The 20,290-nt window shown below is 70.0% G+C and carries 18 protein-coding genes, 1 tRNA gene and 1 other RNA gene; 9 read left to right on the top strand and 11 right to left on the bottom strand.

Annotated features, from left to right (window positions below; all coding sequences use genetic code 11):
* Positions 1-8 precede the first annotated feature (8 nt).
* Positions 9-1,550: an acetolactate synthase large subunit gene (locus V8Z80_RS15055; protein ID WP_336062572.1), complete on the top strand. Its 1,542-nt coding sequence runs from the start codon at positions 9-11 to the stop codon at positions 1,548-1,550.
* Between the two features lie 36 nt (positions 1,551-1,586).
* Positions 1,587-2,693, top strand: a complete 1,107-nt coding sequence (locus V8Z80_RS15050) for an enolase C-terminal domain-like protein (RefSeq protein WP_336062555.1) — start codon at positions 1,587-1,589, stop codon at positions 2,691-2,693.
* A 76-nt stretch (positions 2,694-2,769) separates the two neighbouring features.
* Here the strand turns inward: V8Z80_RS15050 and ffs are convergent.
* The 3 genes from ffs to V8Z80_RS15035 all read right to left on the bottom strand — a co-directional run bounded on the left by ffs (position 2,770) and on the right by V8Z80_RS15035 (position 4,375).
* Positions 2,770-2,867, bottom strand: an RNA gene (gene ffs, locus V8Z80_RS15045) — signal recognition particle sRNA small type.
* Positions 2,868-2,947: 80 nt separating this feature from the next.
* Positions 2,948-3,160, bottom strand: coding sequence for a hypothetical protein (locus tag V8Z80_RS15040; protein WP_336062573.1), 213 nt, complete (start codon positions 3,158-3,160; stop codon positions 2,948-2,950).
* Positions 3,161-3,175: 15 nt separating this feature from the next.
* Positions 3,176-4,375, bottom strand: coding sequence for an MFS transporter (locus V8Z80_RS15035; RefSeq protein WP_336062554.1), 1,200 nt, complete (start codon positions 4,373-4,375; stop codon positions 3,176-3,178).
* Positions 4,376-4,573: 198 nt separating this feature from the next.
* On the opposite strand from V8Z80_RS15035, the gene V8Z80_RS15030 reads away from it, so the two are divergent.
* Positions 4,574-4,648 (top strand) — tRNA-Arg (locus V8Z80_RS15030).
* 37 nt (positions 4,649-4,685) lie between these two features.
* Here V8Z80_RS15030 and V8Z80_RS15025 read toward each other — a convergent pair.
* The 4 genes from V8Z80_RS15025 to V8Z80_RS15010 form a co-directional block, all read right to left on the bottom strand.
* Positions 4,686-5,063, bottom strand: coding sequence for a ribbon-helix-helix domain-containing protein (locus V8Z80_RS15025; protein ID WP_155194336.1), 378 nt, complete (start codon positions 5,061-5,063; stop codon positions 4,686-4,688).
* 140 nt (positions 5,064-5,203) lie between these two features.
* On the bottom strand, positions 5,204-5,782 hold the full coding sequence (locus V8Z80_RS15020) for a DJ-1/PfpI family protein (RefSeq protein ID WP_155194337.1): 579 nt from the start codon (positions 5,780-5,782) through the stop codon (positions 5,204-5,206).
* A 157-nt stretch (positions 5,783-5,939) separates the two neighbouring features.
* Complete coding sequence (locus V8Z80_RS15015) at positions 5,940-6,428, bottom strand: aminoacyl-tRNA deacylase (RefSeq protein ID WP_336062553.1); 489 nt, start codon at positions 6,426-6,428, stop codon at positions 5,940-5,942.
* 206 nt (positions 6,429-6,634) lie between these two features.
* Entirely contained in the window at positions 6,635-7,621 is a 987-nt protein-coding gene (locus tag V8Z80_RS15010) for a tripartite tricarboxylate transporter substrate binding protein BugE (protein WP_442951986.1), read from the bottom strand.
* A 205-nt stretch (positions 7,622-7,826) separates the two neighbouring features.
* Between V8Z80_RS15010 and V8Z80_RS15005 the strand changes: the two genes are divergently transcribed.
* Positions 7,827-8,732 carry an AEC family transporter gene (locus V8Z80_RS15005; RefSeq protein WP_155194341.1) on the top strand — a complete coding sequence of 302 codons (906 nt, stop codon included), beginning with the start codon at positions 7,827-7,829 and terminating at the stop codon, positions 8,730-8,732.
* 71 nt (positions 8,733-8,803) lie between these two features.
* Here V8Z80_RS15005 and fumC read toward each other — a convergent pair whose 3' ends face one another.
* The gene (gene fumC / locus V8Z80_RS15000) at positions 8,804-10,192 is read right to left on the bottom strand and encodes a class II fumarate hydratase (protein WP_155194342.1); all 1,389 of its coding nucleotides are present in this window, start codon (positions 10,190-10,192) and stop codon (positions 8,804-8,806) included.
* Positions 10,193-10,329: 137 nt separating this feature from the next.
* On the opposite strand from fumC, the gene tsaE reads away from it, so the two are divergent.
* From tsaE to miaA, 4 genes are all read left to right on the top strand, one after another.
* Positions 10,330-10,836, top strand: coding sequence for a tRNA (adenosine(37)-N6)-threonylcarbamoyltransferase complex ATPase subunit type 1 TsaE (tsaE, locus tag V8Z80_RS14995; protein WP_155194344.1), 507 nt, complete (start codon positions 10,330-10,332; stop codon positions 10,834-10,836).
* Entirely contained in the window at positions 10,794-12,182 is a 1,389-nt protein-coding gene (locus V8Z80_RS14990; RefSeq protein WP_336062552.1) for an N-acetylmuramoyl-L-alanine amidase, read from the top strand. The genes tsaE and V8Z80_RS14990 overlap by 43 nt, the downstream gene beginning before the upstream one ends.
* 69 nt (positions 12,183-12,251) lie before the next feature.
* Positions 12,252-14,240 (top strand): DNA mismatch repair endonuclease MutL, encoded by a 1,989-nt coding sequence (mutL, locus tag V8Z80_RS14985; RefSeq protein ID WP_336062551.1) that lies wholly within the window; start codon positions 12,252-12,254, stop codon positions 14,238-14,240.
* A complete protein-coding gene (gene miaA, locus V8Z80_RS14980; RefSeq protein WP_336062550.1) occupies positions 14,237-15,214 on the top strand; it encodes a tRNA (adenosine(37)-N6)-dimethylallyltransferase MiaA in 978 nt (325 codons plus the stop codon). Before mutL ends, miaA begins: the two co-directional genes overlap by 4 nt.
* A 32-nt stretch (positions 15,215-15,246) precedes the next feature.
* Here miaA and V8Z80_RS14975 read toward each other — a convergent pair whose 3' ends face one another.
* Positions 15,247-16,257, bottom strand: a complete 1,011-nt coding sequence (locus tag V8Z80_RS14975; RefSeq protein WP_336062549.1) for a threo-3-hydroxy-L-aspartate ammonia-lyase — start codon at positions 16,255-16,257, stop codon at positions 15,247-15,249.
* A gap of 178 nt (positions 16,258-16,435) precedes the next feature.
* Here V8Z80_RS14975 and ruvB point away from each other — a divergent pair, with 178 nt between their 5' ends.
* Positions 16,436-17,503: a Holliday junction branch migration DNA helicase RuvB gene (gene ruvB / locus V8Z80_RS14970; RefSeq protein ID WP_155194353.1), complete on the top strand. Its 1,068-nt coding sequence runs from the start codon at positions 16,436-16,438 to the stop codon at positions 17,501-17,503.
* 43 nt (positions 17,504-17,546) lie between these two features.
* Here the strand turns inward: ruvB and ypfJ are convergent, their stop codons facing one another.
* Together ypfJ and recQ are read right to left on the bottom strand one after the other, a co-directional pair.
* Entirely contained in the window at positions 17,547-18,392 is an 846-nt protein-coding gene (gene ypfJ / locus V8Z80_RS14965; RefSeq protein ID WP_336062548.1) for a KPN_02809 family neutral zinc metallopeptidase, read from the bottom strand.
* Between the two features lie 50 nt (positions 18,393-18,442).
* A complete protein-coding gene (recQ, locus tag V8Z80_RS14960; protein WP_155196518.1) occupies positions 18,443-20,269 on the bottom strand; it encodes a DNA helicase RecQ in 1,827 nt (608 codons plus the stop codon).
* Positions 20,270-20,290 lie beyond the last annotated feature (21 nt).

Genomic DNA, 20,290 nt, shown 5'->3' with positions numbered 1-20,290 from the left:
GACCCCCGATGAACGGCGCCGAGGCCTTGGCAAGAACCCTGGTCGGGGCCAAGGTGACCGCCTGCTTCGCCAACCCCGGCACGTCGGAGATGCACTTCGTCTCGGCGCTGGATCGTGTGCCGGGCATGCGCTGCGTGCTGGGGCTGGCCGAGACGGTCGTGACCGGCTGCGCGGATGGCTACGGCCGCATGACGGGACATCCGGCCGCAACGCTGCTGCATTGCGGGCCGGGGCTGGCCAACGGATTGGCGAACCTGCACAACGCCAAGCGCGCCTATACGCCGGTCGTCAATATCGTTGGCGACCACGCCACCTATCACGTGGGCCATGACACCCCCTTGACCTGCGACGTGGCGGCCCTGGCGCATCCTGTGTCGCGCTGGGTGCGGCTGTCGCGCCATGCGCGCGAGGTGGCCGACGACGCCGCCTTGGCCGTGCAGGCGGCATGCGGCGCCCCAGGCGGCGTCGCCACGCTGATCCTGCCCGCCGACACGGCCTGGAGTCCGTCCGCGGGGCCTCGCCCGGCGTTGCCGGTCCCGGACCGGCCGCAGGTGGAAAGCCCCCGCATCGACGAGGCCGCGCGCGCATTGCGCCAGGGCCAGCCGGCCATGATCCTGCTGGGCACCAGCGCGTTAAGCCAAGCCGGCCTGTCGGCCGCCTGGCGCCTGGCGGGCGCCACGGGCGCCGCCTTGCGCACCACCACTTTCGTGGCGCGCATGCCTCGGGGCCAGGGACGCCCGCCCATCGACCGCCTGCCCTACGCCGTCGACCAGGCGGTGGCCGAGCTGGCGCCGATGCGCACCTTGATTCTTGCGGGGGCGCCGGCGCCCGCCGCGTTCTTCGCCTACCCGGACAAGCCCAGCGAGCTGTGGGCCCCGGGCACGCACGTGCTGTCGCTGGCCGGCACCGGCGAAGATGCCGAAACAGCGCTCATCGCACTGGCCGACGCCCTGGCCGCGCCGGTCCGCCCGCTCGGGCCGCCGCCCGCCCCCGGACCCGGCCTGCCCCATGGTCCGTTCACACCGGCCGCCTTTGGCCAGGTGCTGGCCGGCCTGCTGCCCGCCGGGAGCATCGTGATGGAGGATGCCGTCACCTCGGGCCGCGGCCTGTTCGGCCCCACGTTCGGCGCCGCGCCGCATGACTGGCTGCAGAACACCGGCGGCGCGATCGGCGGCGGCATGCCGACGGCCACGGGCGCGGCCATCGCCTGCCCAGACCGGCCGGTCGTCTGCCTGCAGGCAGACGGGGCGGGGATGTATTCCTTGCAAGCCTTGTGGACGCAAGCGCGCGAGTCGCTCAAGGTGGTGACCATCGTGTTTTCGAACCGGGCCTATCGCATCCTGCAGGCAGAACTGCACGCGGTGGGGGCCACGCCCGGCCCGGCATCGGAGGCCCTGTTCAAGCTGACGGAGCCATCGCTCGACTGGGTCAGCCTGGCCCAGGGCATGGGCGTGCCCGCCCGGCGCGTGGACACCATGCAAGACCTGGCGGACGCATTGGGGCGGGCCCTGCGCAGCCAGGGGCCCTTCCTGATCGAATTGCTGTGTTGAACCAGGCGGCCGGCAGCCGCCTTCCTTGGAGTTTCCGTGAAGATCGATAACGTCAGCCTGACCCTTTTCTCCTGGGACGACATCCCGCCCACCAGCTACGCGGCGCATACGGGAAAGTTCTCCGGCTCCAGCAAGCTGGGGCTTTTATCCATCCAGACCGATGAAGGCGTTACCGGGCATGCCTTCCTGGGATCGGCCTATTATCCGGCCGACCTGGATGCGCCCAATCTGATCAAGTACCTGAAGCCGATCCTGATGGGGCAGGACCCATTGGAAAGGGAACGCCTGTTCCACGCCATGTGGCGCCGCTCGCGCACGACCACGGTGCGCACCATCGGGGCGTGCGACGTGGCGCTATGGGATATCGCCGGCAAGGTGGCCGGACTGCCCATCCATCGCCTGATCGGCGGCTACCGGACCAAGATCAAGGCGTATGCCAGCTCGATGATCCTGGACTCGGCGCAGGAATATGCCGAAGAAGCGTGTCATTATCGGTCGCTGAACTGGGCCGCCTACAAGATCCATCCCCCCCATCCCTGGCAGGAGGACATCCGCGTTTGCCAGGCGGTGCGCGCGGCGGTCGGCGACGATTATCTGCTGATGCTCGACGCCGCCTGGGCCTACCAGTATCCCGAAGCGGTACGCGTCGGACGCGCCATCGAGGCGCTGGACTACTACTGGTACGAGGATCCGCTGCAGGACTCGGATATCTACAATTACGTCAAGCTCAAGCAGCAGTTGCACATCCCCATCATGGCCACCGAGGCGCCGGCCGCCGTGCTGGACGCCTATGTGCCCTGGATCCAGCAGCACGCCACGGATTTCCTGCGCGGCGACGTGCCGCTCAAGGGCGGCATCACCAACATGCTCAAGGCGGCCCATCTGGCCGAAGCCCACCGCATGAACTATGAAATCCACCACGGCGGGAACTCCCTGAACAACGTGGCGCAGCTGCACGTCGCCATGGCGCTCAAGAACACCGAGTTCTTCGAGGTGCTGCTTCCGGGGGGCGCGCAGAAGTACGGCCTGGTCCAGGATATCGAGCCCGACGCCGAAGGCTATGTCCATGCCCCGACCGAACCCGGCCTGGGCGCCAGGATCGACTTCGAGCTGATCGAGCGAAAGCGGGTGGCGACGCTGTAGCGCCGCAGCAGGGGGGCGCTGGCCGCACGGCACGGCGCCAGGAAGGCGCGACGCGGCAAGAAAGAGAAGGGGATAGGGAGGCGAGCCTTACTCCGGCACTGCTTCTGCACGACTATGGCTGCTTCGTTCCCGACCTGACCAGGTTCGCCGCCGAACCATGCGAAGGGGCCCGCCAGGTCACATTCTAGCAGGGCCCGCAGGGGCCCGCTTGAATGGCACTTGTCGCCCGGCTGCAATCCCCCCGCCGGGAACGCTCATAGCCCGAAGCCGCACAAGGCCGCCAGCGTTTCCCAGTTGAGCTTCATGCCGGGTTGGGTATAGCCCCAGAAACCCAGGGCCAGCACGGCGGCCAGGGCCGCCCAGGCCGCGATGCGCAGGGCCCTCTTGCCGCCGGGCGCAGTGCCGCCAGGCGCAGCATGGGGGCATGTCCTGCGCGGGGCGCTGGGGGGCTGGCGAAAGGCGTCCATGGCTGAGGTCCGGGTTCAGGCCCTGGCGGGCTGGGCCAGGGGTTGCTCCTTCACTGGCAGACATAGTACCGCCGCAACCAGGGCCAGCGCCACGCCCAGCCACCAGACGAGGTCGTAGCTGCCGGTCAGGGCGTAGGCGCGTCCGCCCAGGTAGACGCCCACGAAGCTGCCCACCTGGTGGCCCAGGAACACGATGCCCGACAGCGTGGCCGCGTAGCGCAGGCCGTAGATCTGCCCGATCAGACCCTGGGTCAGCGGCACGGTGCCCAGCCAGAACACGCCCATCCATGCCGCGAAGCCGTAGAGCACCCAGGGCGTGAGCGGCATCAGCATGAGCCAGAGGATGCCCACGGCGCGCAGCCCGTAGACCCAGGCCAGCAGCATCTTCTTGCTGTAGATGCCGCCCAGCTTGCCCGCCCCGAACGAGCCGAACACGTTGAACAGGCCGATCAGCGCGATGGCCACCGCGCCGTGGCTGGCGTTCAGGCCGCCATCGGTGACGTAGGCAGGCAGGTGCAGGGTGATGAAGGCGGTGTGGAAGCCACAGACGAAGTAGCTCCAGAACAGGAAATGGAAGGACGGATGCCGCACCGCCTGGCGCACGGCCGAGGCCAGCGACTGTTCGATGCCGGCGCTGGCCTTGGGGCGTCCACGCAGCCACCAGGCCATGGGGACGGCGATGGCCACGATCATGGACAAGGCCCACAGCGCCCCGCTCCAGTCGAATCCCTCGATCAGATGCTGGCCGGTGGGCACGATGAGAAACTGGCCCAGGGAGCCGCCGGCGCTGGCGATGCCCATGGCGGTGCTGCGCGAGGCAGGCGGCACGGCGCGCGCGATCACGGGCAGGATGACCGGGAACGTGGTGCCGGCCTGGCCCAGCCCGACCAGCACCCCGGCCGTGAGCATGAGTTCGAGTTCGGACGAGGCCAAGCGCGTGCCGATCAGCCCCGCCGCGTATAGCAGCGCGCCCAGCGCGATGGTGCGGCCCGAACCGTAGCGGTCGGCCAGCATGCCCATGCCGATGGAAGCCAGGCCCCACACCAGGTTCTGGATGGCAAAGGCCATGGAAAAGACTTCGCGGCCCCAGCCGTGCGAGAGCCCCATGGGCTGCATGAACAAGCCGAAGGTGGCGCGCACCCCCATGGCAAACAACACCACCATCGTCCCGAGGATGACGGTACGGGCGGGAAAGGCATCGGATTGCGTCGACATGATCGTCCAGGAAAGGGCCGCTCCTGCATGGAGCCCAGGCGGCCTGCCATTCTTTCTATGCGGCAGGTCCGTGTTGCATCATATAGAAATAAGCGACGCAAGAAAGGAAAGGCCCTGCCGCCAGGATATGCATTGCCCGGCGCCCCGGCCCGGCCGCGAACGGGACAAATGCTATGATTCGACCGCGTTGCCCCTCGGCTCGCCGTAGTTAAATGGATATAACTTCCCCCTCCTAAGGGGAGATTACAGGTTCGATTCCTGTCGGCGAGGCCAGTTCGCGCATGGCGCCCCGGCCGCCGCGCCCTTTTCCTCAAACCTGCTCGTGCAGCGCCCGCGTGTCGAACAGGTCCGCGGGCAGGCCCTCGAAAACACGTTCGGCATCCAGTGTACGCACCGGCACGTGCGGGTCGGCCGGGATGCGGCCCTCGGCGCGCAGCATCTGGTAGCGCAGGCAGCACACCCGCAGGAACGAAGAAAAATTGGCGGCCTGGCCACGATAGGCGACCAGTTCGTCGTAAAGGCGCTCGATCAGCTGGTTGACGCGCATGCCGTCGCGCTGGGCGATGTCTTCGAGCACGCGCCAGAACAGGGTTTCCAGCCGCACGCTGGTGGCCACGCCGTGCAGGCGCAGCGAGCGCGACTCGCTGGCATAGGAGCGCGCATTGGCGCGGATGAAGATTTCACACATATGACGGGGCTCCCGAAGCGGACCCGGCACTGGCGCGCACCGCGCCGCGGGGCATGTCCCGCGGCGCGGTGCGCGCCAGGCCAGGCTGCATAGCGGCAGGCACGGACGGCAAGGCCCGCCCGCGCCCGCGCCATTGCCCGTCAATGTACGATTTTTGTTCCCAGCACGGCAAGGAACTGCGACAGCCAGGCCGGATGCGCGGGCCAGGCCGGCGCGGTGACCAGGTTGCCGTCGGTATGGGCCGCGTCGATGGCGATGTCGGCATAGTTGCCGCCGGCCAGCTTGACCTCGGCCGCGCAGGCCGGGTAGGCCGAGCAGGTGCGCCCGCGCAGCACGTCGGCCGCGGCCAGCAGCTGCGCGCCGTGGCAGACCGCCGCGATGGGCTTGCCGGCCTGGTCGAAGTGCTTGACGATCTCGATCACGCGCGGGTTCATGCGCAGGTACTCGGGCGCGCGTCCGCCGGGGATGACCAGGCCGTCGTACTGGGCCGGATCGATGGTGTCGAAGTCGGCATTCAGGGTGAAGTTGTGGCCGCGTTTTTCGCTGTAGGTCTGCGCGCCGTCGAAGTCGTGGATGGCGGTGGCCACCTGCTCGCCCGCTTTCTTGTCCGGGCACACGGCATGCACCGTGTGGCCGACCGCCAGCAGGGTCTGGTAGGGCACCATGGTTTCGTAGTCCTCGGCGTAGTCGCCGACGAGCATCAAAAGCTTCTTGGCCATGCGAGTCTCCATGAAGGGTGCGGGCGCCGGGATGGCGCGCGCCTGCGCGGCTGTTGCCAGCGTCTTGGCAACGATTGTGCCGCTTGCGCGCGCCGTGCTGGTGGTAGCCGATTACCTCAGGATACGGCCGGCCTTGCCGCCGCGGGCCTGATCCGGATCAAAGCGCGGCCTCGACGGGCCGGGCCTGCAGCACCCTGACCAGCACCTGCGGGTCGATGCCGATCAGGTAGCCGCGCCGCCCGCCGTTGATGTAGATGCCCGGCAGCGCCAGCACGCTGGCCTGCACCCATACCGGCATGCGCTTGCGCGTGGCAAAAGGCGAGGTGCCGCCGACCAGGTAGCCCGAATGGCGCTGCGCCACCTCGGGCAGGCAGGGCGCGGCCTTCTTGATGCCCGCCTGGCGCGCCAGGTTCTTGGTGGACACTTCGCGGTCGCCGTGCATCAGCACCACCAGCGGCCGGGCCGCCTCGTCCTCCATGACGAGGGTCTTGACCACCGTGTGCGGGTCGAGCCCGAGCTGGCGCGCCGCCTCGGCGCTGCCGCCGTGCTCGACATAGTCGTAGACGTGCTCGGTGAACGCCACCCCGAGCTTGCGCAACAGCTGCGTGGCGGGCGTTTCGGAAACGTGGCGGGATTTGCTGCTCATGGCCCGCCGATCATACCGCCCCAAGGCAAAAAGAAAACAGGCGGCATCACTGCCGCCTGCCTTGTACCCAGGGAAGCCGGAACGTTCGCAAAAACGCCCTCCGCTGCCGCCCCGGTCCGACCGGGGGCGCCGCGGAGCCGGCTTTGCCGGTCCGCCGGCGTCGCCCCCTTGAGGGGGGAGCGCGCAGCGCCTCGGGGGTGGGCCCATTACTCCAGCTTGATGTTCTGCTTGGCCACCACGTCCTTGGCCCACTCGAACTGCTCCTGGATTTCCTTGGCGAACTCTTCGGGCGTGTTGCCCGAGGGCTCGGAGCCCTGCTCTTGCAGCACCTGGATCACCTTGGGATCCTTGAGCGCCACCACGGCCGCGTCGCGCAGCTTGTTGATGATGTCGGCGGGCGTGTTGGCCGGGGCCAGCAGGCCATACCAGACCGGCTGGTTCACGACCGGATAGCCGGCCTCTTCGAAGGTGGGCACGCCCTTGAGGGTGGGCAGCTGGCGCGGCCAGGCGATGGCCATGGCCTTGAGGCGGCCGGCCTGGATCTGCGGGTTGGACGAGGGCAGGTTGTCGAACATGATCTCGATCTGGCCGCCCACGGTGTCGGCCACCGCCGGACCCGCGCCCTTGTAGGGCACGTGCACGATATCGGTGCCGGTGGCCAGCTTGAACGATTCGCCCATCAGGTGCAGCACGCTGCAGGTGCCCGAGCTGCCGTAGGAGTACTTGCCGGGGTTCTTCTTGAGCTCTTCGACGAAGGACTTGAAGTCGTTGGCCGGGAACTTCGGATTGACCGACACCACGTTGGCGGTGTTGGCGAAGTTGGTGATGGGCGCAAAATCCTTGATCGGATCGTAGGGCAGGTCGTTGGGGCGGCAGGCCGCGTTCACCGCCATGGTCGAGACCGTGGCGATCGACAAGGTGTAGCCGTCGGGCGCGGCGCGCGCAGCCTCGGCCGCGCCGATGGCGCCGCCGGCGCCGCCCTTGTTCTCGACCACCATGGGCTGGCCGAGCTCCTGGGCCATGCGCTGGGTGACCAGCCGCGCGATGATGTCGGTGGCCCCGCCCGGTGCGAAGGGCACGATCACCCGGATGGGCTTCTCGGGATACGCTGCATGCGCCTGGGGCGCGGCCAGCATGGCCGCGGTACCGCTGATGGCGGCCACGACGGCAGCGAAAGTGCGCGTGTTGTACATCGCTGACTCCTGGATATAGTGTTTTTTGCCTAGGGGAGATAGGTTTGAGCCGGGGCATGGCGCGCCCCTGTTCGGGCCAGGCGGCGCGGTCGGCTCGAATGGGGGAGAATATCAGCTATCTTCCCCGCAAGGGCCCGCCAAGGCTTGGGGCTTTCCCCAGGCGCGCGGCGCGCCGGGCCGCCGCACCCTATTCCACCCTATAAAGATGTCAGTCGTCCTGCTGGTATTGCCCGATTTTCTGCTGGTCGCCCTGGGATGGCTGCTGCACCACCGCCTGGCCTTCACGCGCGAGTTCTTTGCCGGCATGGAACGGCTGGTGTATTTCGTGCTGTTTCCCGCCCTGCTGTTCCAATCCATCCTGCGCACCCCCATCAGCGCCGCGACCGCGGCCGACCTGCTGCTGGCCACCGCCCTGGTCTGCGGCGCGGGCATGGTCCTGGCCTGGCTGGCCAAGCCGCTGCTGCGCCCGGCCCTGCTGGCCTACGCCTCGACGGCGCAATGCGCCTACCGCTTCAATACCTATATCGGCCTGGCGCTGGCGGCCAATCTGGCCGGCCCGGCCGGGCAAACGCTGATGGCGCTGATCGTGGGCTTTGCCGTGCCGCTGGTCAACGTCGCCGCCGTGCATGCCCTGGCCCGCCAGAGCGGCGCCAGGCCCTTGCGCGAAATCGTGCGCAACCCGCTGGTGCTGGCGACCTTGGCCGGACTGGCGGCCAACCTGGCCGGGCTGCAGCTGCCCGGGCCGGTGGACACGGTCATGGCGCGCCTGGGCGCGGCAGCGGTCGCGCTGGGCATACTGTGCGTGGGCGCGAACCTGACCTGGCAGGGCGGACGCGGGCAGGCAGGCCTGATGGCATGGATGACGGCGGTCAAGCTGCTGTGGCTGCCGCTGGCCGCGCTGGCGGTGGGACACCTGCTGGCGCTCGATGCGCTCACCCGCCAGATGCTGCTGCTGTTCGCCGCCCTGCCGCCGGCCTCCTCGGCCTACGTGCTGGCCATGCGCATGGGCGGGGACGGCCGGCTGGTGGCGCTGCAGGTCTCGCTGGCCACGGTGATCTCGGCGGCCACCATCCCCCTGTGGCTGGCCGCCGCCGCATGGCTGGCCGGCTGAGCGGCCGGCCGGCTCGGCGGCAGGCGGGCCGCGCCCGCGCAGCCGGGCCTGCCCCGCGGCGCGGCGGCCCCCTATTGCTGGTTGGTCATCTGCGCCGGCACCACCCAGCGGTCGAACTCTTCGGCGCTGAGAAAGCCCAGCGCCAGCGCCGATTCGCGCAGCGAGAGGTTTTCCTTGTGGGCCTTCTTGGCGATCTGCGCGGCCTTGTCGTAGCCGATGTGCGGGTTCAGCGCCGTCACCAGCATCAAGGACCGCTCGACCAGTTCCTGGATGCGTTCGCGGTTGGGCTCGATGCCCGCGGCGCAATGGGCATCGAAGCTTCTCATGCCATCGGCCAGCAGGCGCACCGACTGCAGGAAGTTGTGGATGATCACGGGCTTGAAGACGTTGAGCTCGAAATTGCCGCTGGCCCCGCCGATGTTCACGGCCACGTCGTTGCCCATGACCTGGGCCGCCAGCATGGTCAGGGCCTCGCACTGGGTGGGGTTGACCTTGCCCGGCATGATCGAGCTGCCCGGCTCGTTCTCGGGAATGCTGATCTCGCCCAGGCCCGATCGCGGGCCGCTGGCCAGCCAGCGCACGTCGTTGGCGATCTTCATCAGCGAGCCCGCCAGGGTCTTGAGCGCGCCGTGCGCAAACAGCAGCGCCTCGTGCCCGGCCAGGGCCTGGAACTTGTTGGGCGCCGACACGAAGGCCAGGCCGGTGTCGCGCGCCAGTTCGCGGGCCACGCGCTCGGCGAACTCGGGATGGGCGTTCAGGCCCGTGCCCACGGCCGTGCCGCCGATGGCCAGTTCGTGCAGGCCCGGCAAGGCGGCGCGGATCTGCCGCTGCGCCAGGTCGAGCTGCGCCACGTGGCCGGACAGCTCCTGGCCCAGCGTCAGCGGCGTGGCGTCCTGCAAGTGGGTGCGGCCGATCTTGACCACGTCGCGATAAGCCTGGCTCTTGGCCGCCAGCGTGTCGCGCAGCCCCTGCAGCGCGGGCAGCAGCACCTGCTCGACCTGGGCCGCCGCGGCCACGTGCATGGCGGTGGGAAACACGTCGTTGGAGGACTGGCCGCGGTTGACGTGGTCGTTGGGATGCACCTTGCGCGCCTGCCCGCGCTCGCCGCCCAGCAGCTCGGAGGCGCGGTTGGCCAGCACCTCGTTCATGTTCATGTTGCTTTGCGTGCCCGAACCCGTCTGCCAGACCGACAGCGGAAACTCGCCGGGCCACTTGCCCTGGACCACTTCGTCGGCCGCCTGGACGATGGCATCGGCCAGCGGGCCGTCCAGCTCGCCCAGTTCGGCATTGACGCGGGCGGCGGCGCGCTTGAGGCGCGCCAGCGCGTCGATCAGCGCGGCCGGCATTTTTTCGGTGGAGATCGCGAAGAACTGCAGCGAACGCTGGGTCTGGGCGCCCCAAAGATGCTCGGCCGGCACCTCGATGGGACCGAATGTGTCTTTTTCGATACGGTGGGTCATGGACGTGCGGCTCCGGATGCGGGCCGAACTGGCCCGGTTCAATTGAGAATGTGTATCAATACACACAAGGATAGCAGATGCGGCCGGCCCGGCGCCGCTTCCTATAATCCTTCCCATTTTTCCACTGGAGAGCCGCCATGTCTGCCCTAGCCACGCGCTGCCTGTCCCTGTCCGAGGAGGCGGCCACCGAGGCGCTGGCCCGGCGCCTGGCCCCGCTGGCCGTGCCGCCTTCCGGGGGGCCGGCGGGAGGACGCATCCACCTGCGCGGCGAGCTGGGCGCGGGCAAAACCACGCTGGTGCGAGCCCTGTTGCGGGCCTGCGGCATTACAGGCCGTATCAAAAGTCCGAGCTATGCGCTACTTGAATCCTATAAAATTTCTAACTTATACTTGTATCACCTTGATTTTTATAGATTTAGCGATGCGCGTGAGTGGCTCGACGCCGGATTCCGCGACATACTGCGTGACGATGCGCTCGTTTTGATCGAATGGCCCGAGCGGGCGGAGGGTCTTTTGCCCCCTCCCGATCTGGACATCGAACTGGTCTACGCAGGGTCCGGCCGGCAAGCGTTGCTGACCGCCTACACCGCTCGAGGGCTATCATGGCTGACCGCACTGAACTTCCCCCCCGAGGCCTCTGGCTAAAGCCCGAGGCGGCCAACCGGCGTCGCCTGATCGGTGCGGCGGCCACCCTGCTGCTGCTGCCGGTCATCCCCCGGATGGCCCAGGCAGCCACCATCCTGGCGGTGCGCACCTGGCCCGCCGACGAATACACCCGCATCACCCTGGAGCTGGACAGCGAGCTCAAGGCCGAACACTTCACCCTGGAAGGGCCGCACCGCCTGGTGGTCGACATCCAGGGCCTGACCATGACCCGCACGCTGGACGACCTGATCCGCAAGGTCCAGCCCGACGACCCCTACATCGCCTCGGTGCGCGTGGCGCAGAACCGCGAAAACGTGGTGCGCCTGGTCTTCGACCTGAAGCAGTCCATCGCCCCCCAGGTATTCACGCTCAAGCCCGTGGGCGAATACCAGTACCGGCTGGTGCTGGACCTGTACCCCAAGATCGCCCAGGATCCCATCGTCGCCCTGCTGAAAAAACAGGGCGCCATGGACGACGATCCCCTGGCCAAGATCCTGGAGGACATCGCCAACAATCCCACCACGCCCGGGGAGGCCGTGCCGCCGGCGCCCACCGCGCCGGGCCAGATCGCCCTGCCCACGCCGCAGCCCAGTCCGCCGGCCAAGCCTGCGCCGCAGCCCTCGACCCCTTCCCGGGCGCGCCGCCGCACGCTGACCATCGCGCTGGACCCGGGCCACGGCGGCGAGGATCCGGGCGCGATCGGCCCGGGCGGCACCCGCGAAAAAGACGTGGTGCTGCAGATCGCCAAGCGCCTGCAGGCGCGCATCGACGCCACGCCGGGCATGCGGGCCTACATGACGCGCGACAAGGACTTCTTCGTGCCGCTGCACGTGCGCGTGCAGAAGGCCCGGCGGGTGCGGGCGGACCTGTTCATCTCCATCCATGCCGACGCGTGGATCAAGCCCACGGCGCGCGGCAGCTCGGTATTCGCGCTGTCCGAGCGCGGCGCCAGCAGCACCACCGCGCGCATGCTGGCCAGCCGGGAGAACGCCGCCGACCTGATCGGCGGGGTGAACATCGGCGCGCAGGACCGGCAGATCGCCAAGGTGCTGCTGGACCTGTCCACCACCGCGCAGATCAACGATTCGCTGAAAGTGGGCTCGCATCTGCTGGAGGAGATCAAGGCCATCAACCGCCTGCACAAGCCCCGCGTGGAGCAGGCCGGCTTCGCCGTGCTGCGCGCGCCGGACATTCCCTCCATCCTGGTGGAAACCGCCTTCATCAGCAATCCGGCCGAGGAACGCCTGCTGCGCAGCAGCGCGCACCAGGAAAAGCTGGCCATCGCGATGATGACGGGCATCGAAAGGTACTTCGCGGCCAATCCGCCGCTGGCCTCGGTGGGCTGAGCGGCGGGCGGGCCGCGCCGGGCCGCGGGACTACAATTCCCGCTCGCCCCCTGAGCCGCCTTGCCTGACATGACCGAACGCCGCCGCATCGCCCCCCTGCCCGACCTGCTGATCAGCCAGATCGCCGCCGGCGAGGTCATCGAGCGGCCGGCCTCGGTGCTCAAGGAGCTGCTGGAGAACGCGGTGGATTCAGGCGCGCGCGCCATCGAGGTGCGCCTGGAGGGCGGCGGCATCCAGCGCATCGCCGTCACCGACGACGGGGTGGGCATACCGCCCGAAGAACTGCCGCTGGCGCTGGCGCGCCACGCCACCAGCAAGATCGGCAGCCTGGACGAGCTGGAGTCGGTCGCTTCCATGGGCTTTCGCGGCGAAGCCCTGGCCTCCATCGCCTCGGTGGCGCAGCTGACCCTGACCTCGCGCACGCGCGGCGCGTCCCACGCCTGGCAGATTCGCGGGGGGGACCGCCAGGCCGAACCGGCCGCCGGGCCGCCGGGCACCACCGTGGACGTGCGCCAGCTGTTCGACGCCGTGCCGGCGCGGCGCAAGTTCCTGCGCTCGGAAGGCACGGAACTGGGCCACTGCCTGGACGTGCTCGAGCGCGTGGCGCTGGCCCATCCGCACATCGCCTTTCGCCTGAGCCACAACGAACGCGTGCAGCGCCATTGGCCGCCGGCCCCGGCGCCGCAGCGCATCCGCGACGTGCTGGGCGCGGAGTTCACCGAGCAGGGACTGCCGGTGCACGCCGAAGCCGGCGCGGCCAGCCTGTCCGGCATGATTACCCGCCCTACCGCGGCGCGGGCGCGGGCCGACCGGCAGTACCTTTACGTCAATGGCCGCTATGTGCGCGACCGCACCGTCTCGCACGCGCTGCGCACCGCCTACGCCGACGTGCTGCACGGCGACCGGCAGCCCGCCTACGTGCTGTTCCTGCGTATCGATCCGCTGGCGGTGGACGTCAACGTGCATCCGGCCAAGCACGAAGTGCGGTTTCGCGACAGCGGCGCGGTGCACCGCTTCGTCAGCCAGGTGGTGGGCCAGGCGCTGGCCCGCACCGGCGGCGCGGGCCTGGACGAGGCGGCGCGGCAGGACGCCCAGGGCGATCCGGGCCCGGGCCAGGCCGGCTGGGCCGCCGCCGGCCCGGACGGCGCGCCCGGCGCCTCGTCCGGGCCCGACCGCGCCGCCGCGGCGGGCGCCGGCGTGGCTGTTGCGCCGGCCAGGCCGCACACCCAGGTGCCCTTTCGCCTGCACGAACCCGGCCTGCCTTATGGCATGGCGGGGTCCGGCCAACCCGGGCACGGCCGCCCCATTGAAGACTGGCGCAGCTTCTACCGTCCGCTGGACGGCGAGGCCGGCCACGGCAATGCGTCGGGTTCCGCTGCGTCGGGCGCGGCCGAAGCCGGGGCCGGGGCGCCGGCCGCCTTCGAGGCCGCGCGGCTGGCGCAGCGTGTCCCGGATGCAGTGGCCGCGCAGGACGACATGCCGCTGGGCATGGCGCTGGGCCAGCTGCACGGCATCTACATCGTGGCGCAGAACCGCCAGGGCCTGGTGCTGGTGGACATGCATGCCGCGCACGAGCGCGTCGTGTACGAACAGCTCAAGCAGGCGCTGCAGGCCCAGTCGCTGCCGCGCCAGGACCTGCTGGTGCCGGTGGTCTTCAATGCGCAGGAAAAGGACGTGGCCCTGGTCGAGGAGCACGCCGGACAACTGCAAGAACTGGGCTTCGAGATGCGCCCGGCCGGCCCGGCCGCCATCGCGGTGCGTTCGGTGCCGGCCATCCTGGCCAAGGGCGACATCGAGACGCTGGCGCGCGCCGTGCTGCGCGACCTGGCCACGGTGGGCGTGTCGCAACGCCTGCTCGAGCAGCGCAACCAGCTGCTCTCGACCATGGCCTGCCACGGCTCGGTGCGCGCCAACCGCCGCCTGACGCTGGACGAGATGAACGCCCTGCTGCGGCGCATGGAACAGACCGAGCGCGCCGACCAATGCAACCACGGCCGGCCCACCTGGGTGCAATGGTCGGTGTCCGACCTGGACAAGCTGTTCCTGCGCGGCCAATGACGCGCCCGCATGACCCGGGCGGGCCAGTGCTGTGCCTGGCCGGCCCCACCGCCGCCGGCAAAAGCGCCGCCACGCTGGCCATCGCCGAACGCTGGCCGGTGGAGATCGTCAACGTCGATTCGGCCACCATCTATACCGGCATGGACATCGGCACGGCCAAGCCCGGCGCCGCTGAACGCGCGCGGGCGCCCCAGCACCTGCTGGACATCCGCGACCCCGCGCAATCGTATTCGGCAGCCGAGTTCCGCGACGACGCGCTGCGGCTGATCGGCCAGATCCGCGCGCGCGGCCGCATCCCGCTGCTGGCCGGCGGCACCATGCTGTACTACAAGGCCCTGCGCGATGGCCTGGACGACCTGCCGCGCGCGGATCCGGCCTTGCGCGCGCAGCTCGACGCCCGGGCCGCGGCCCAAGGCTGGCCCGCCCTGCATGCGGAGCTGGCGCGCCACGACCCGCTCACGGCCGCCCGCCTGGCGCCCAACGACAGCCAGCGCATCCAGCGCGCGCTGGAGATCTGCCTGGTGTCGGGCCAGCCGATGTCGGCGCTGCTGGGGCGCCAGGCGGCGCAGCCGGGCGGCGGCCCGACGCCGGCCGCGCCGCCGCTGCATTTGCTCAGCCTGGAGCCCTCGGACCGGCTGGCCTTGCACGCCCGCATCGCCCAGCGCTTTGACGCGATGCTGGCCGCGGGCCTGGAAGACGAGGTGCGCGCCTTGCGCGCGCGCGGCGACCTGCACCCGGGCCTGCCCTCGGTGCGCTGCGTCGGCTACCGGCAGCTGTGGGCCTGGCTGGACGGGGAAGTCTCGCGCGGGCAGGCCCGGGAGCAGGCCATCGCCGCGACACGGCAGCTGGCGAAAAGGCAGCTGACCTGGCTGCGCGGCTGGGAAGGCAAGACGGTCATCGACTGCATGGCACCCGACGCCGCCGACCGGGTGGTGGCCGCCGCGGCGCGCTGGCTGGCGGGCGAACGGCCTTAGCGCGCCGGGTCCGGAACCCGGCGGAAAAGGCGCTACGCGGCGCGGCTGTCCGTTTGATCGCCTGGACCCGCCAGGATGCGCGCGTAGGCCTTCAGGTCGACGTTGCCGCCGCTGATCACCACGCCCACCCGCTTGCCGCGCAGGTCCAGGGATTGCTCCAGCACCGCGGTGGCGGCCAGCGTGCCCGTGGGCTCGACCACCATCTTCATGCGCTCGGCGAAGAAACGCACCGAGTTTTCCAGTTGGGCATCCGTGACCGTCAAGATGTCGGCCACGTTGTGCTGGATGATCGGGAAGGTCAGGCGGCCCAGGTGCGTGGTCAAGGCCCCGTCGGCAATGGACTTGGGCGTGGGAATGCGCACCACCTCGCCCTTGCGCAGCGACTGCTGGCCGTCGTTGCCCGCCTCGGGCTCGACGCCGATCACCGTGCATTGCGGATGCAGGGCCTTGGCCGCCAGCGCGCAGCCGGCCAGCAGGCCGCCGCCGCCCAGGCAGACGAACAGGTAGTCCAGCGCCCCGGCCTCCTCGAACAGTTCGAGCGCGGCCGTCCCCTGACCGGCGATCACGTGCTCGTGATCGTAGGGCGGAATCAGCGCGGCGCCGCTTTCGGCCTGCAGCCGGCGGGCCACTTCCTCGCGGTCCTGCCGGTAGCGGTCGTAGACCACCACCTTGCCGCCGTAGCCTTCGGTGGCCGCGCGCTTGGCCGCCGGGGCGTCGTGCGGCATGATGATGGTGGCCGCCACGCCTTGCAGCCGGGCGGCCAGCGCGATGGCCTGGGCATGGTTGCCCGACGAGAAGGTCAGCACGCCGGCGCGCTTGCGCGCCTGGTCCAGGTTGGCGATGGCGTTATAGGCGCCGCGGAACTTGAACGCCCCCATGCGCTGGAAGTTCTCGCACTTGAAGAAGACGCGCGCGCCGGTCCGTTCATCGGCGGTGGCGGAAGTCATCACCGGCGTGCGGTGCGCCACGCCCTGCAGCACCTGGGCGGCGCGCTGGACGTGTGCGAAGGTGGGCAGGTCGGGGGTGGGGCTGGCTGTAGGCATGGGTGCGGATTGGTCCTTGGGAATTCCTGCGGCATGGCTGGGCAGGCTGGCGCGGCGGGATGCATCGGGCGGCCGTGCCCACGCCCCCGATGATAATCGCCCGCGGCGCGGCGTGCCGGGCAAGCACAAGGCGCGCGGCTCTGGTGTACGATGACTGTCCGTTTATCCAGTCATTGCCATGGCCATCCAGTCCGACTCCCTTTCCTCGCTGGGCGAGCCGTCCCGCCTGGTGACGCCCAAGCCCGCCTCCCCCAACGAAGAATCGGTGGAGCGCGCCCTGCGCCCCAAGGTGCTGGGCGACTACGTCGGCCAGCAGCGGGTGCGCGAGCAGCTGGAGATCTTCATCCAGGCCGCCCGCCAGCGCGGCGAGTCCCTGGACCACGTGCTGCTGTTCGGCCCGCCGGGCCTGGGCAAGACCACGCTGGCGCACATCGTCGCGGCCGAAATGGGCGTGAACCTGCGCCAGACCTCCGGCCCCGTGCTCGAGCGCCCTGGCGACCTGGCCGCGCTGCTGACCAATCTCGAGAAGAACGACGTGCTGTTCATCGACGAGATCCACCGCCTGTCGCCGGTGGTCGAGGAAATCCTCTACCCCGCGCTGGAGGACTTCCAGATCGACATCCTGATCGGCGAAGGCCCGGCCGCGCGCAGCGTCAAGCTCGACCTGCAGCCCTTCACGCTGGTGGGCGCGACCACCCGCGCCGGCATGCTGACCAACCCGCTGCGCGACCGCTTCGGCATCGTCTCGCGCCTGGAGTTCTACACGCCCGACGACCTGGCGCGCATCGTCTCGCGCAGCGCGGGGCTGCTGGGCGCGGCCATCACGCCCGAGGGCGCGGCCGAGATCGCGCGCCGCGCGCGCGGCACGCCGCGCATCGCCAACCGGCTGCTGCGCCGTGTGCGCGACTATGCCGAGGTCAAGGCGCGCGGCGCGATCGAAGGGCCGGTGGCCGCGGCCGCGCTCAGCATGCTCGAGGTCGACCCGCAGGGCCTGGACCTGATGGACCGCAAGCTGCTCGAGGCCATCGTGCACAAGTTCGACGGCGGCCCGGTGGGCGTGGACAGCCTGGCGGCGGCGATCGGCGAGGAGCGCGACACCATCGAAGACGTGATCGAACCCTACCTGATCCAGCACGGCTTCCTGCAGCGCACCCCGCGCGGGCGCATGGCCACGCAGACCACCTGGCGGCATCTGGGCCTGGCGGTGCCCGGCGGCCTGCACAGCGGCGGGCTGTTCGAAGGCTGACCCTTCCCGCCGTCCCGGGTGGGGCGATCGGCGCGGCAGCGCCTCAGCCCGCTGCGGCAAAAGTATCGCAGGCCTTCATCCGGCCGGTTTCGTAGCCGCGCTGGAACCACTGCATGCGCTGCGCCGAGCTGCCGTGGGTGAACGAGTCAGGCACCACCCTGCCCTGCTGGCGCCGCTGCAAGGTGTCGTCGCCCACGGCGCTGGCCGCGCCCAGCGCCTCTTCGATATCGCCGTGTTCCAGCACCTGGCGCGCCGCGTCGGCATGGTGGGCCCAGACGCCGGCGTAGCAGTCGGCCTGCAACTCCAGCCGCACGGAAAGCTGGTTGGCCTGCGAGGGCGAGACCTGGGCGCGCTGCTGGTTCACGCGGCCCAGCGTGCCCAGCAGGTTCTGCACGTGATGGCCGACCTCGTGGGCGATCACGTAGGCCTGCGCGAAATCGCCGGGCGCGCCCAGCCTGCTGCGCATCTCGTCGAAGAAGGCCAGGTCGATGTAGACCTTGCGGTCGGCCGGGCAATAGAACGGCCCCATGGCCGATTGCCCCGTGCCGCAGGCCGTGGGCGTGGCGCCGCGAAACAGCACCAGCGTGGTGTCCTGGTATTGGCCGGTGGTTTGCGTCTGGAAGATTTCGCGCCAGGTGTCCTCGGTCTCGCCCAGCACGGTGGCGACGAACTGCGCCTGGGCGTCGTCAGGCGGGACGGCCGTGCCCTGGGTTTGCTGCGGCGCCTGCTGCTGGGCCAGGTCCAGCACCACGCTGGGATCCACGCCGAAATACATGGCCACCAGCGCCAGCACGATGGCGCCCAGCCCGATGCGGCCGCCCCCCATGCGCGGCCCGCCGGCGCGGCGGTCTTCGACGTTCCGGCTCCTGCGCGATCTGTCCAGTCTCATGGCGATGCTCCGTTGGCGATGTGCGGGCGCGGCGGGCCAGGCGCGGACCGCTAGGCGGCTTGCCCCGCCACCCGTTCGAGGATGTCCTGGCCGTAGGCTTCGAGCTTGCGCGCGCCTACGCCGTTGATATGGCCCAGGTCTTCCAGGGTTTCGGGCCGGGCCAGCGCGATCTCGCGCAGCGTGGCGTCGTGGAAGATGACGTAGGCCGGCACGCCGTGATTGCGCGCCACCTCGCCGCGCCAGTTGCGCAAGGCCTCGAACAGGGCCTGGGCCTCGGGCGGCAGCTGCGGCAGCTCGGTCTTGCCGCGGCTGGCGGCGCGCCCGCGCGCGGCGGACTTTTCCGATTCGCGCCGCAGCATCAGGGTGCGCTCGCCCTTGAGCACGGCGCGGCTGTCCTCGGTCAGGGCCAGGGTGCCGTAGCCCTCGGTGTCGACGGTCAGCAGACCCAGCGCCAGCAGCTGGCGCAGCACGCCGCGCCAGGCGGTTTCGGACAGGTCGGCGCCCACGCCGAAGACGCTGAGCGATTCGTGGCCGTATTGCGCGGTGCGCTCGCTGCGCTTGCCGCGCAGGATGTCGATGATGTAGCCGGCGCCATAGCGCTGGCCGCGCTCTTTCCAGAGCCGGTAGACGGTGGAAAGCACCTTTTGCGCGGCCACGGTGCCGTCCCAGGCCTGCGGCGGCTCCAGGCAGGTGTCGCAGTTGCCGCAGGGCCCGATGCGCTGGCCGAAATAGGCCAGCAGGCGCTGGCGGCGGCAATCGACGGTCTCGCACAGGCCCAGCATGGCGTCGAGCTGGGCGCCCAGGCGGCGCCGATAGGCCTCGTCGCCGGGCGAATCGTCGATCATGCGGCGCTGCTGCACCACGTCCTGCAGGCCGTAGGCCAGCCAGGCGTTGGCCGGCAGGCCGTCGCGCCCGGCGCGGCCGGTTTCCTGGTAGTAGCCCTCGACCGACTTGGGCAGGTCGATATGGGCCACGAAACGCACGTCGGGCTTGTCGATGCCCATGCCGAAGGCAATGGTGGCCACCATGACGATGCCTTCCTCGCGCAGGAAGCGCGATTGGTTGGCCGCGCGCACCGGCGCCGGCAGGCCGGCATGGTAGGGCAGCGCAGCGATGCCCTGGGCGCTGAGAAAGGCGGCGGTTTCCTCGACCCGGGAGCGCGACAGGCAGTACACCACGCCGGCCTCGCCTTCGTGCTCGCCCCGGATGAAGGCCAGCAGCTGGCGGCGCACGTCGTTCTTCTCGACGATGCGGTAGCGGATGTTGGGCCGGTCGAAGCTGGCCACGAAATGGCGGGCATCGTCCAGCGCCAGGCGCTGCGCGATCTCCACGCGCGTGGCCTCGGTGGCGGTGGCCGTGAGCGCGATGCGCGGCACCTGGGGCCAGCGCTCGTGCAGCATGGACAGGCCCAGGTATTCGGGCCGGAAGTCGTGGCCCCACTGGGAAACGCAGTGCGCCTCGTCGATGGCGAACAGCGCGATGCGCCCGCGCTCGAGCAGGGCCAGGCAGCGGTCGGTGAGCAGGCGCTCGGGCGCCACGTAGAGCAGGTCGAGCTCGCCCGCCACGAAGGCCTGCTCGACCTCGCGCGCCGCCTGCCAGTCCTGCGTGGAATTGAGATAGGCAGCGCGCACGCCCAGTTCGGTGAGGGCATCGACCTGGTCCTGCATCAGCGCGATGAGCGGCGAGACCACCACGCCCGTGCCTTCGCGCACCAGCGCGGGCACCTGGTAGCACAGCGACTTGCCGCCGCCGGTGGGCATGAGCACCAGGGCGTCGCCGCCCTGGATGACCTGGTCGACAATGGCCTGCTGCTCGCCGCGAAAGGACTCGTAGCCGAAGACCCGCTGCAAGACTTCGAGCGCGCGGGGGTCAGACATGGGGAAAGCCGGTATGCGTCA

Source organism: Orrella sp. JC864, assembly GCF_037026685.1.
Lineage (GTDB): Bacteria > Pseudomonadota > Gammaproteobacteria > Burkholderiales > Burkholderiaceae_B > Orrella.
Note: the sequence above shows the minus strand (reverse complement) of the source record. Positions and strands in the feature narration are given on the sequence as shown.

Coding starts and splice junctions, on each gene's coding strand:
- recQ (WP_155196518.1), bottom strand. CDS start 20,269: ATGTCTGACCCCCGCGCGCTCGAAGTCTTGCAGCGGGTCTTCGGCTAC.
- mutL (WP_336062551.1), top strand. CDS start 12,252: ATGACCGAACGCCGCCGCATCGCCCCCCTGCCCGACCTGCTGATCAGC.
- V8Z80_RS15010 (WP_442951986.1), bottom strand. CDS start 7,621: ATGTACAACACGCGCACTTTCGCTGCCGTCGTGGCCGCCATCAGCGGT.
- V8Z80_RS14975 (WP_336062549.1), bottom strand. CDS start 16,257: ATGCCTACAGCCAGCCCCACCCCCGACCTGCCCACCTTCGCACACGTC.
- ruvB (WP_155194353.1), top strand. CDS start 16,436: ATGGCCATCCAGTCCGACTCCCTTTCCTCGCTGGGCGAGCCGTCCCGC.
- V8Z80_RS15005 (WP_155194341.1), top strand. CDS start 7,827: ATGTCAGTCGTCCTGCTGGTATTGCCCGATTTTCTGCTGGTCGCCCTG.
- V8Z80_RS15040 (WP_336062573.1), bottom strand. CDS start 3,160: ATGGACGCCTTTCGCCAGCCCCCCAGCGCCCCGCGCAGGACATGCCCC.
- ypfJ (WP_336062548.1), bottom strand. CDS start 18,392: ATGAGACTGGACAGATCGCGCAGGAGCCGGAACGTCGAAGACCGCCGC.
- miaA (WP_336062550.1), top strand. CDS start 14,237: ATGACGCGCCCGCATGACCCGGGCGGGCCAGTGCTGTGCCTGGCCGGC.
- V8Z80_RS15015 (WP_336062553.1), bottom strand. CDS start 6,428: ATGAGCAGCAAATCCCGCCACGTTTCCGAAACGCCCGCCACGCAGCTG.
- V8Z80_RS15025 (WP_155194336.1), bottom strand. CDS start 5,063: ATGTGTGAAATCTTCATCCGCGCCAATGCGCGCTCCTATGCCAGCGAG.
- V8Z80_RS14990 (WP_336062552.1), top strand. CDS start 10,794: ATGGCTGACCGCACTGAACTTCCCCCCCGAGGCCTCTGGCTAAAGCCC.
- tsaE (WP_155194344.1), top strand. CDS start 10,330: ATGTCTGCCCTAGCCACGCGCTGCCTGTCCCTGTCCGAGGAGGCGGCC.
- fumC (WP_155194342.1), bottom strand. CDS start 10,192: ATGACCCACCGTATCGAAAAAGACACATTCGGTCCCATCGAGGTGCCG.
- V8Z80_RS15020 (WP_155194337.1), bottom strand. CDS start 5,782: ATGGCCAAGAAGCTTTTGATGCTCGTCGGCGACTACGCCGAGGACTAC.
- V8Z80_RS15055 (WP_336062572.1), top strand. CDS start 9: ATGAACGGCGCCGAGGCCTTGGCAAGAACCCTGGTCGGGGCCAAGGTG.
- V8Z80_RS15035 (WP_336062554.1), bottom strand. CDS start 4,375: ATGTCGACGCAATCCGATGCCTTTCCCGCCCGTACCGTCATCCTCGGG.